General features: G+C 63.1%; 1 pseudogene. It reads right to left on the bottom strand.

The window, feature by feature from the left end:
• Nucleotides 1-120: 120 nt before the first annotated feature.
• Nucleotides 121-477, bottom strand: a pseudogene (gspC, locus tag D7W79_RS42660) (type II secretion system protein GspC); the annotation flags it as partial.
• Between the last annotated feature and the right edge of the window lie 51 nt (nt 478-528).

The raw sequence follows: 528 nt of genomic DNA, 5'->3' as shown, positions 1-528 counted from the left end.
GTACCGGGCTGGGTGGGACGGCGCTGGGCCCACGCGGAGCCGGAGAGCGCGAGGCACAGACAGAGCAGCCAGGACGGGAGCGTCGTCTTCATGGAGGAGCGGGCGCTTTGACGGGGGTGTTTAACGGACGTTGTAGGATTTGCGGATCGGCGCGCCGTTGCGCTCGATCTCGATCTCGATGCGGGAGGAGTCCTTCAGCTTCGAGTAGATCTCCAGCGCCTTCTCAGGGCTGTTCATGTCGAAGCCGTTGATGCGGCGGATGACGTCACCGTTCTGGACGCCGATCTTCGAATAGATGCTGTCCGGGCGGATGGAGAACAGCTTGAAGCCCACCGCCTGGCCGTCCTTGAAGGCGGGCACGATGCGCGCCTGCATCGCCACGTCGTTGAGGTTGCTCAACGTCTTGTCGATCTCCGCCTTGGGGACTTCGTACTCGTTCTCCCCCGTGGACTTGATGCCGTTGCCCAGGCTGTTGGTCGGGGTGGCGGCTGTCTCTTATACACCTCTGACGCTGCCGACGATAAGGCG

It is taken from the genome of Corallococcus exercitus (assembly GCF_003611585.1).
Lineage (GTDB): Bacteria > Myxococcota > Myxococcia > Myxococcales > Myxococcaceae > Corallococcus > Corallococcus exercitus.
Note: the sequence above shows the minus strand (reverse complement) of the source record. Positions and strands in the feature narration are given on the sequence as shown.